This is a genomic window from Desulfothermus okinawensis JCM 13304, from assembly GCF_054654515.1.
This window is the reverse complement of sequence record NZ_BAAIEW010000106.1, coordinates 1-257: the sequence shown is the minus strand read 5'-3', so window position 1 is coordinate 257 and position 257 is coordinate 1. Positions and strand designations below refer to the sequence as shown.

Sequence of the window (257 nt, the reverse complement as noted above, 5' to 3'; positions counted from 1 at the left end):
GGCTAATTTTTTTAGACTCGCATGAGCACATGAAAACATTTCTTTATAAACCACCTTTTGATGAGATTTGGCGACCTCCCGAAGGCCCTGGGGGAGGGTTATAGTTAAGAGGAAATAATGGGTAGGGAGAAGTTTTTCTATCTGTTTTTGTAGCCATTGATCCGATTTATTCTGCTGGCATGTTGGACAATGCCGGTTTCCGCAGCAACAGGGAATGGACTGTACAGTTCCACAGTGATGACAGGCATAAAGAATAG

At 43.2% G+C, this 257-nt stretch carries 1 protein-coding gene; it reads right to left on the bottom strand.

Features of this window, described 5'->3' with window-relative positions; all coding sequences use genetic code 11:
• Positions 1-255: transposase zinc-binding domain-containing protein (locus ACYQ0O_RS13240; protein ID WP_459893827.1), on the bottom strand; the 255-nt coding region annotated here is incomplete at its 3' end.
• Positions 256-257: the final 2 nt, after the last annotated feature.